Raw genomic sequence first — 10,265 nt, forward strand, 5'->3', positions numbered from 1 at the left:
TTGACTGAGACGAGTACGTACAGAGAGAGTGCCAGATCATCGGAGTTGGTCACAAAGCCCGTCGCCTGGCCATCTATCGGAGCAAGAAAGGAGAGTTCAGGCGGGATCATCGGCGTTCAGCGGCCCCATTGTTCCTCGCTCCATCCCGGGAAAGCCCGGAACAGATCGAAGAAGGGAGAGGGTAAGCGCTTGCCCTGGGCTCCAACACTGCTGCCATACAACACGAGATGCGTAGGATGTAAGTGGAGCCTCGCAAATAGCTGATGCTCTCCGAGATCTCTTTTATGAGCAACGGGTCAATAACCAATTTCCTGCTGCTTTCAGTCCCGTCTCAATGCGATACGTATAGGGCAGGCCTGATTGCTCGTTCTGGAAGGGCAGGCGATCAAGCAATTGACCGCCTGCTTTGCTTATGATGACCTCTCAGGGGAGGAGACACCGAACAACGAGAGCATACACCCGAGCAGCAGGGCGACTCCGGCGGCACCAAGTGCCACAAGAGTGCAGGGGAGAGATGTAATAAGGAGGTGTCGCCAAAGAGCATGGCCCGGTGACGCGTGTATGATGGAGCGAAGGGCAGGAGGAAGAAGTCACCAGCAAGCAGGCAGAACGGTATCTGGCTCGTGGCGTGTGCCAGTCCTTATAAAACTCATCTCGGCTTGAGTATGATCAATAAACCTGTCACCCTCTCCTCCGTTGAGTATGAATAGCATTGGGCTCATAAGAAAAGGTTCCCTTTGGCTGATTTCATTGTTGTTCTTGAAGAGATGAAGGCGATTTCCAAACCAACCATCTGGACGAGCAGGAGTGAGCTGCACTCTCACTCCATCTCCTCAAGCTATGCCTTTTTGTATTGATAAGCTCCTTTTGCAACAGGTTTTAGCAGAACCCGAGTAAGTTCAGATGATGCGGGTGGCTGATTGGCGTGAGTGAACGCCGTTATTTTAACAACACATCAATCCCTATAGCACCTTTCGTCTTGACACGGATGACCATTGAGGAAGAGCATCTTGCCTGAGAACCTTGATCAGGAGCGGCTTGATGGACCGACTGATACGGTCGAAGTGCTTCGACAAAAAGCCTTGACGGACCATGAACACATGTGTAGGATAGATCTGTCTGCTACGAGAGGAGGAGGGTGACGTGTCCAAACCGAAAACCATCTATGATGTTGCCAACCTGGCCGGGGTCGCATTTCTACTGTATCGCTTGCACTGAACGCTTCAGTGCGTGTCAGCGCGGAGACGAGACGTAAGGTATTGGAGGCTGTCGATGCACTCGGCTTTGTCCCCAAGCCAGAGGCGGTTGCTAAGGCACGCCGAGGCGTGGGACGCGTCGGCGTCGTTGCACCATATACCTCCTACCCATCTGTGACCCGACGCCTCAACGGGATTCTCCACATGGTGAGTCAGCGCCCGCTGGAAATCGTCTTGTTCGACCAGGAGTCAGCGGCACAGAGTTCTTCCCCGTTGCTCTCCAGCTTACCTATCACCGGTCGGCTGGATGGACTCATCATCATAAGCCTGCCGTTGGACGAGGCGATAGCCAAACGCCTCATCGACCTGAGGCTTCCCACTGTGCTGATCGATATCCAACACCCCGGATTCGACTCTGTCTTTACGTCAGACTTCACTGGTGGTCAGCTCGCAGCTTCGCATCTTGTGGCTCGCGGATATCGCCACTTTGGCTTTCTTGGTGAGGAGCAACAATCTCACCTGTATGTCTCACCTGTACAACGGCGGCTCGCAGGCTTCCGTACAGCGCTGACAGAGGCTGGCTATCCCCTCACAGAGAACAATGTACGCTTCGCTGCATATGGAGTTGGGACCGCTTTTGAGGCGGCAAAGGACCTCTTGTCGATGGAACATCGTCCAACTGCTGTTTTGGCGAGCTCCGATACGCTGGCAGCGGGGGTACTGAGAGCTGCACATCACCTGGGACTCGCTGTTCCAGACGACGTGGCTATTGTTGGCTTCGATGACGGAGAACTGGCTGAAGCTTTGGGTCTCACGACCGTACACCAGCCTCTGGAAGAAACTGGTCGGGTTGCCGTGGAACTTCTCCTCCAACGACTTGACAGGCCTGCTACAGCTCGTGAGGTGGTCCTGGGTGTGGAATTGGTTGTCCGTGAGACGAGCTAACGAACATACCAGCCTCATTGGTGTTGGTCCACTCGCCCAAATCACGCAGAGAAGAACAGCTATATGATTGCTTGCTACCCTTTGCATTGCAACCAGATAGCCGTATCAGAGGAATCATCTGACCATGAGTTGTCCACGTGCAAGGTGAAGCTTGTTGTAGGCAGGGAGAGGAACCGAGGCAGTGGTAAAGTTGACTATCCTCTCCACGCTTGAAGGCCAGCACATGCGAAGGTGCCTCCGCCCAGCGCTACAACGAGGCTTCGATGCTCCTCGATAGAGCAAGAGCATCGAGCCAGGATTGTGCGTCTGAGACGTCATGCAGAGGTTGGCCCATTGCGGGAGAGTGGCAGCCTGTGCTGAGTACTCCAGGCGATTCTCTCCCTTCATCGAGATAGTACTGGTAAGAGCGAGAGCGGAGCTGCGTGCCCAATATGTATCAATGAGTGCCTGCGACATTTGATGCTCCCCATCCCTATCGACCAGAGACGACTGTGGGGCTGTCGATAACACAAGCATGGGCAGTAGATACGAGGCGAGTTGGGGGCCTTGTGTACATTGAGACGCCTGAATGCTTGTCTTCCTCCTTGTTTGCTTCTGCCTTCCCTGCTCTTCTGCTACCTGCCTGGTTTCCGCTTCTCCTCCTTGCATGTTGTGCACGTGGCGCTGGAGACTGCACTACGCTGAAAGCGGTACATGATACAGTGAACGTTCACGATCTGCTAAGCGCTTCTCATTCACGAGGTTGGTGAATCATACAGTTATATTACTCTGAGAGGGCTTTCTCTGGTATTATCCATTCGAGATCAAGTTCCTCACAGCCTCTAGAGCCATATCTCAAGCTGCTTCATCAGTTTCACCTGGAATACTTTTTGTTTGCTATAAAGAGAAGCAGACTAGTCCCTAAAGTCCCTAAAGCAATCCCGCCGAGAACAATCGATAGAGGTTGAGCTGGAAGTATCAATGTTCCTAGGAGTGCTGATATACCAAGTACCAAACTAAGTATCGGTATAAATCTTTTCACCAGTATGTCCTTTCGTGCTAAATTCTACCTGCGGGTTTATCTCTCTGCCCTGATACCGGGTGGCTGAGCGCACCTTCCGTTTGATCTCCCGGTGATGTCGCTGCTGCCGCGATCATAAGGGTTTGTCCCAAACCAGCGAGGCCTTTATTTCCTTTGCCCATGAGCCAATGGGTGCTTTTGTGGCTGGCTCCTTTCTCCTCCTCAGCGTCGGCAATCATAAGGTACAGCCTGATGTCAAAAGGCCGAAATCTCCTGCCCACTGCAGGTCAACCAAATGCGATTTGGTCTGTCTACAAGCAGAAGCCAAAGACATTCTATCCCTGTATGAGTCTGGTCGCTGCCAAAAGATCAATGCCCCGCTTGGAGATTCCTGGAAGCGGATTACCGGTTCTCCACAGATCATCGTTATGCAGAAGTCAAGCATGGATGCGACTTCCAGCAATAAAAAAATCAGGCACTTTCTCTCTTCCTGTCTCTGTTTCTTTTGTCACTCTGTAAAGACAGAGATCTTGTAAGGAAATGAAAAAGGAGAGCAAAGAGCAAGGAGCAACCGAATGCTATCCCTATCCAGAGCCACAAAGTCATTGGGGATGTGAAAAGAGGCCAAAGAGTTGGATATACTCCTGTTGCGTTCAGAAAAGAGATTTGATACCAGATGGCTCCTGCTCCCAGCCATATTGCGGCATGAATGCTCCAGTAAGCTCTTCGAGTAGGCAGCATACTTATTCCAAAAAGCAGAAGAGCAAGGGCACCATACAACAAAAAGCGAAGTAAGAAAGCAAAGAGGATTAAAGAAGGAAAAGGAAGATAGGAAACCCTTGTAAAAGCGTAATAGCCGTTTAGTCCAAACACCTCTACAGTCTGGGAAGAGAGAACCATCCACATTTGGTAGGCTCCCCAGCAGAGAAGGAGGAGACTCATCACCCACAACATAGAGATAACAATTTTTCGTTTCTCTCGCATGTAACCGCTCCCTCGCTTCATGCTTTCAAATTCCAAAGGTAATCCTATTATAATGCGCAGACTAAAGGAAATACAAGAACAAAAAGAGCAAAGCAATCGAAAAATTCCTGCTATTAAAAAAGTGCCAGCAGCTCTCTCAAGCAGGTTGAAAGGTATCTATTCTCCTCTATCCTCTCAGGCGTAGAGACCTTGCTCCTCGCAGTCAAGCCGGAGAAAAAGGCTTCGTAGGATGCAAGGGGGCACTGGGCTGCTGGAACCCTTCCTATGCACTGCCCCCCTTACTTTATGAAAGGATACTATTTTGCAGAGCTGTAAAGAAGAAATTATTGTTATGACATTAAGTGTTTAAGAGCCTTACTTCTTTCCAATCTTGTTTGCAGTTCTTTCTTTTCACGGTTGGTGTGAATGAACATGGGGCGAGACAAGCAACGCAGCAAAGGCCAACAGGGACGACGAAGCAGCTATTGAGCCAGGGAGAGGCGTTGTGCTGTGCGATTCTAGCCGCCAGCAAGACATGCAAGCCCAGAGAGGGTATGCGGTCGCCCCTGCTGGAGGCAAAAGAAGACGACATGCGACCTGGGAAAGACCGTCTCGACCTATTGCCGTCGGGCTTGCAAAGATGTGCTGCTCGGCCACTCTTCAGGGACGAGGACTGTAACATAGCTCAGGAGGTGTCACCACAATCAACCCAAAACGTGCATAAAGCCGCTGCTGCATCTGTTCCTCTACAAAACAGTGATCAGCCAGATACACCTCGCTATGTTCGCTCCCCGCCTCTTGAGATCAGTACATTGCGCATGGCGTGCGAACAAGAAGGTGTCAGCCAAGATCTGATCAGTGCGGTTAGCTGCGGCAATTCCATCGCTAGTGATGGTCCGTTTGCTGTGACGGCCCATTGTGGCTTTCCCCCAGCCCCAGCCGCAGGCGGTTAGCAGATGGCCCTGTATTCTCGCCCCCTCAACCCGCTCTCCCGCGCTTGCTGTACCGAGTGGGGACCGCCGTTGAATCGTGCACCTCGTAGCCGTTGTAGGCTTCCTGCAGGCGCACGAGGTCGGGCCAGGCAGCACGCATGAGTCGGTTCAGCTGAGCGATGCGGCAGGATTGGGAAGGCCGGGTGTACATACACTACGGGAAAGCGGAAGAAGTCTCGCTGGATCGGAAGCGGTCCTACTGGCTCAAGAGGGCTAACGTGAGCATATTGGCGCTCGTGAGACTCGGCTTGCGCCCAGGTTTCACAGACTCTGCTGGCACATGGGCTTGACAAAGCTCATCAATTACGACGGATAGGATGGTCAGAAAAGGATCCATGTCAAGCATCATGCATTCCTTTCTTGTAATTTGTTGTATTTTGAAGGCATTGCCGACAATATATGCCTTAATTCTATGTGCTTCATAATTCACAATAAAAATTTAAAAAACAGAGTTTGACTTTACAGTAAAAAAAGTTTATAATTATATCAATAGCATTATTGTCATTATAGTCCTCAACAGCGTGATTATAGAGAAAAGCAGGTATCCTGGCTTAATTGAGAAAGTTCCTGTTACCATCAGATTTGCTTGGTAATTAGGGAAGGGAACAAGTTTACTCTTTGCAGTTGAAAAGAAAGATGTCAAAATCAGCTTTGAGGATTTGCCGTGATGCAGAGAGAAAAGGAACTAAAAAAGTAAGAAAGGACTCTTCTGGCTATGCTACATCGCGAAGGTGTATCAGGAAAATGTAGACGTCTTGCTCTTGTCGGAATAACCTCCCTTTTGTTTGTCGCATGCTTCGTATTTATGACGTATCATGCGCAAGCAGATTCACAAATCGCCATAAAGCAGGAGAAGAATTATTCTTCACAAACTACTCCCTGGTCTAAGCTTCCATCCGATTTTACTGGAAAAACAATTCATTATACGTTCATTCAGTCTAGTTACTATCATCAGGGGCCCGCTTCCGAGAAGAAACTCAATCTTTTAGGTGATGCATGGAGTACATTTGATTCCACAGGGAAATTGCAAGTTCACCATGTCGTCTACACCAATCTCGATACTCACTCATTTTTCCAAGAGACATATACAGATCAAACAACAAGTCTCATCGTATATGGGAAAAATGCTTCAAACCGACCCGTGAACGTGAATAATCCTGCTTCATCTTCATGCGTTGAGATCCTTTCTGGTAGAACAGTTGCAGATCTAAATAGTGACGAAGTCATTCCATTTGCGAATACGAATACCTTACGGCAGAAAGGATATGCTGTTGAACAATTACTCAATCGTATGTCTCAGTCCGTTCCAGAATCCACAGTTTCTATAGTAAGTAAGCCTGTAAAACAGTATACTGCAGGTTCATCAATTCAAGTTCTAACCAAAACAGATACTTCCGAAGAGAAGAACACGAAGGCTGTAGCAAGGATAGAAGTAGATCAATTTAATCGAGTATTGGTTTATAACACCACATTACTTGATAACGATGGAAAAATTATTGCAAGCACCCAATTTGCCTATGGTGGTGTAAAGCTCTATAATTCACAAGATATTCCAGCTTCTATCCTTTCAACTCCCAAAAAGATTCAGCAAGGAGGTTGTACACGATGAAGAGATTTCAGCTTCTGCTTATTTTTATGCTCTTGACCGGATCATTTCTCTTCAGCATAGGGCCAAGGAAACCGCTTCAGCAAAAGCGCTAGCCCCCCAATGTGATCAAGGGGCAAATTATTATGAATATCCGAAAAGATATGTCGGTGGTGGCTACACTCTTTGGGGAGCTTTGTGTATGTTCTATCCAGGAACAATGCAATGGGGAGGCATAGCTGAAACCCGATCAGAACCCTGGGGCCAGCTTAGTTCCCATATCCTTGGGCAGGATCATTGTGGAGCCAATGGGGCATGGATAGTACAATTTGAGCAGGCTTCCGGTTTTGGCTATGCTAACTATAGAACTGTTAAGGCCTATGGAGGAATGCTCGAATGTGGTAGCTTAGGCCACGACTATTATGTAAGTACCCAACACTATGTGAAGGCTGGTTCAAGTACTGTAGGGTTCTGGGAAAACCAATGGAATCCCTAAGGAACTGGAAACATACTGACGTGTTTTCCGTCTAACGCTGATCGAATAGAGATTGGTTAACTACTAAACTAAGAGTGAAGAGCAGTGTCATTTTAGTCATGCTGCTCTTCTTTGTCTAACAAGGGTGTGAGAAATGGTTCTACCTAAATGGGTGTCGGGAGCAGCCATAAAAGTGGCGCGAGCGACCGGAAAAAGAGGCAACTGCGACCTGATCGATTTCGTTGCGGTGCTGATCGGCTATGCTGTATCCGACGAAGCAAGCTTGAAAGCGTTTTACGAACGGTTCATTCCCTGGGCCTCGCCATTCATGGCGCTCTTTGGACGAAACCGGTTGCCCCATCGCTCAACCCTGTCTCGTTTTCTTGCCGCCCTCGACCCACCTACAGTGGAGGCCCTGCGCACGCTCTTTCAAGAGGATCTGCTGACTCGCAAGCTGTTTTCCTCCTCTGGTAGCCTGGTTGATCGAACTGGCGAGCAATGGCTCGTGGTCGATGTGGACGGAACGAGACAAGCTGCCCGCTAACGAGCGTTGCCACAAACAAAAGCACTGCCCGCTCCCTTCCGCCGTTTTGATCGGGTGTGCGCACCAGGGTATCAGGGACGCAAACGAGGAGAAATCGTCCGCACCGTCATCCTGCAGGCGCATACCCACCAGTTTCTGGGCACGTTTGGCGGATCTGGCAATGAGGATTATCGTAGTGAACTGCGTCGGTCCGTCCAGGTGATGACTGGCTATGCCTCCCAGCTTGCGCTTCCTCTCGCCTCGGTGGCACTGCGGCTGGATGGTTTGTATGGTGATGCTGCTCCGCTCCTCGACGTTGTGGCTACGGGACTTGGAGGAATCGCCAGAAGCCGTGCCTATCACTTGTTGGAAGTGGAGGCAGTCAAGCAGATGCTTACTCATGCCCCCAATCATGTGAGTACACACTCAGAAAGCGGCATGACGCGAGCTGGACCAGACGTGCGTTTAGTGGTTGCAACGCATGGTGCCCCCTCCTCTCCTCCTGCCATCGGCGTCGAGCGGGATGGCACGGTCTATGAATTATTTGTCAGTACCCTTCTCTCCCTGCAGGTGTTAGCGAGAGGACAGCATATGCATCGATCCTCACTGTTGCGATATGACATCGTGGTGGTGATCGGCCCCCTTTCTTGTGAGCGGGTTCATGTCGGGCTGGGAAGTCGCACGCTTTGTCTGATGCTCTCTGCCTCAGATCGCACGGGCCTGCAACGAGTTCGCAGACCATTGCACCAGTCTTGTGAGTAGCCCGCCCGAGAGCGTCCTCAGCTTGAGCAGGTCCTCCCTGGTTGCCAACGCCCGTCTGCTTTCTGACAGGGCAGGAGGAAGGTGTTCCTCATCGGATGAGGGTTCAAGGTCTGTGTTCTCTTATGGGAATGCTCGTGTGCTGGTGGTCTGAGAGAAGGGCTCTTCTCGGCGGGAGGTGGCTGACGGGGTAACAGTATCCGCGTTGGCTCGCGCAGGGAGCCGCATGAAAAGGGTCTTGTGTGGCCTCTGCTGGGGTGGTTGAGGTGGAACCACGCTGGCTCGGGTCAGTGGAGCAGGGGCGCGAAGAGGATCTGTGGCGACCGAGCAGTAGACGCTCTGAAAGGTGGTGGGTGTGCCGTTGTGGTAGGGAGCGGAAGGGGGGAGAAGAGCCCTCAAGAGCAAGAGGAGGAAAGGCGGTGCCGCTGTGTCCTGGCTCATCGAAACAGGGGGATGTTCCCGTGAGGCTGGAACAAGCTGAACAGGAGATGTGCGTCCTGCCAGGCAGTATGAGCGGCGGTCAGGAAAAGGCGCATTGGCATGGGAGTGAAGGGGAAGAGGGCATTGTCATGCCTGGAAGAGAGCGGGATGGAGGAGTCATGCGTTCCCTCCTTCCAGGGGCATGTTTCGATGCGCAAACCCGATCGAAAAAAGAGAAGCTGCGCTGGTGGCTTGATGCGTCTGGCAAGACGATTGAGTGTTTCGCGTTCGTGCAGCGCTTTTGGGAAAAGCAGGGGGAAAAAGGCTGGATGTGGTGATAAAAAAAGAGCTTTTTTGGCTGCTTCTCAGCAGGATGCAACGGAGGGACCTTGCGGGAACAGCACCTCTGTTCCTGGATGGGGCTTCATCGTTTCGACCTGACACGTGAGGGGATCGTGTGACGAGTGTTCTCAGTGGATTAGGAAGGGGGGACATGTGGATCGTATCCCGTTCCTGCTGGATCTGGAAAGCGACGGGGTGCGCCCGGACGGCTCCCCAGCGTTGGGCGATGAGCAGGAAGTGCTGCCGACTGAACACGTCAATTGTCACGAAGGACAGCGTGTAAAAAAACAAAAAAAGGGACAGAAGACGGTCTGTTCCTTTCCCTTTGCAAGGGGCTGGCAGCTCAGAGCGAAGGGGGCCAGCGCGGCTCTGAGCAAAGAAGCAGGCTGCTCACCAGAAGCAGCAGCCTTCGCTGTGAGAGGCATGAGCGATGGCAGCATTCACCTTCTCTTTCCCAAGATCATGAACCAGGGAATGGGAGAAACAGACCAGCCCGCCAGGAGGCAATGGCTCGTGTGAGAAAACGAATGAGCAGCTCCCTGCTGAAGTGAATGGCACGGCAAAAATCGTGCGACTCTCAAAACGATCTCTGACCCTGTGCACGAAGATTGTTGAGGATGTCTTCGATACTTCTTTGCATCTTGGCCATTCCAAAGAAGCCCTACAGACATGGTATCTCCAGCGAAGCTCAAGAGTGAGAGCTGCTGGCCATTTCTCGCCAGCAGCGTGTAATCCTCACTCTTCAGCAATTCCGCGAGGAGCAGCGCGGTAGAGATCAGGTGCTTGACTCGAAGAGCTGCGGTCAACCGGCCTGGAGCGCTGCTCCGCAAGGCTCACATCACCCACCTGGGAGGGAGGAACAGTTCAGAGATGCAGCGACGCAGGCGTGTTGTGGGGTGAGTGGTTGCAGTGGTGGAACGAGAACGCTGTGAGTGCGTTTTGTGTACGTTTTGTGTCGGTCTTCATGCAGGTGATGGGGAGATGACAGACACAAAAAGGACACAAAACGGTCCTGATGCGTCCTTGAAAGGGGACAGCGCCTCTCGAGGCTGGTGTGAGGTGCCT

The 10,265-nt window shown here is 51.3% G+C and carries 7 protein-coding genes; 6 read left to right on the plus strand and 1 reads right to left on the minus strand.

Features of this window, described 5'->3' with window-relative positions:
• Positions 1–1,226 precede the first annotated feature (1,226 nt).
• Positions 1,227–2,141: a LacI family DNA-binding transcriptional regulator gene (locus tag EI42_RS11900; protein ID WP_111322131.1), complete on the plus strand. Its 915-nt coding sequence runs from the start codon at positions 1,227–1,229 to the stop codon at positions 2,139–2,141.
• 114 nt (positions 2,142–2,255) lie between these two features.
• Here the strand turns inward: EI42_RS11900 and EI42_RS11905 are convergent, their stop codons facing one another.
• A complete protein-coding gene (locus tag EI42_RS11905; RefSeq protein ID WP_111322133.1) occupies positions 2,256–2,597 on the minus strand; it encodes a hypothetical protein in 342 nt (113 codons plus the stop codon).
• A 3,214-nt stretch (positions 2,598–5,811) separates the two neighbouring features.
• Here EI42_RS11905 and EI42_RS11925 point away from each other — a divergent pair.
• The 5 genes from EI42_RS11925 to EI42_RS11940 all read left to right on the plus strand — a co-directional run bounded on the left by EI42_RS11925 (position 5,812) and on the right by EI42_RS11940 (position 9,719).
• The gene (locus tag EI42_RS11925) at positions 5,812–6,705 is read left to right on the plus strand and encodes a hypothetical protein (protein ID WP_111322141.1); all 894 of its coding nucleotides are present in this window, start codon (positions 5,812–5,814) and stop codon (positions 6,703–6,705) included.
• 605 nt (positions 6,706–7,310) lie between these two features.
• The gene (locus tag EI42_RS33215) at positions 7,311–7,700 is read left to right on the plus strand and encodes a hypothetical protein (protein ID WP_174843963.1); all 390 of its coding nucleotides are present in this window, start codon (positions 7,311–7,313) and stop codon (positions 7,698–7,700) included.
• 6 nt (positions 7,701–7,706) lie between these two features.
• The gene (locus tag EI42_RS33220) at positions 7,707–8,441 is read left to right on the plus strand and encodes a hypothetical protein (RefSeq protein ID WP_174843961.1); all 735 of its coding nucleotides are present in this window, start codon (positions 7,707–7,709) and stop codon (positions 8,439–8,441) included.
• A gap of 416 nt (positions 8,442–8,857) precedes the next feature.
• A complete protein-coding gene (locus EI42_RS11935; RefSeq protein ID WP_111322143.1) occupies positions 8,858–9,196 on the plus strand; it encodes a hypothetical protein in 339 nt (112 codons plus the stop codon).
• A gap of 157 nt (positions 9,197–9,353) precedes the next feature.
• Positions 9,354–9,719 (plus strand): hypothetical protein, encoded by a 366-nt coding sequence (locus EI42_RS11940; protein ID WP_111322145.1) that lies wholly within the window; start codon positions 9,354–9,356, stop codon positions 9,717–9,719.
• Positions 9,720–10,265 lie beyond the last annotated feature (546 nt).

Origin of the sequence: Thermosporothrix hazakensis (genome assembly GCF_003253565.1) — a bacterium.
GTDB classification, from domain to species: domain Bacteria; phylum Chloroflexota; class Ktedonobacteria; order Ktedonobacterales; family Ktedonobacteraceae; genus Thermosporothrix; species Thermosporothrix hazakensis.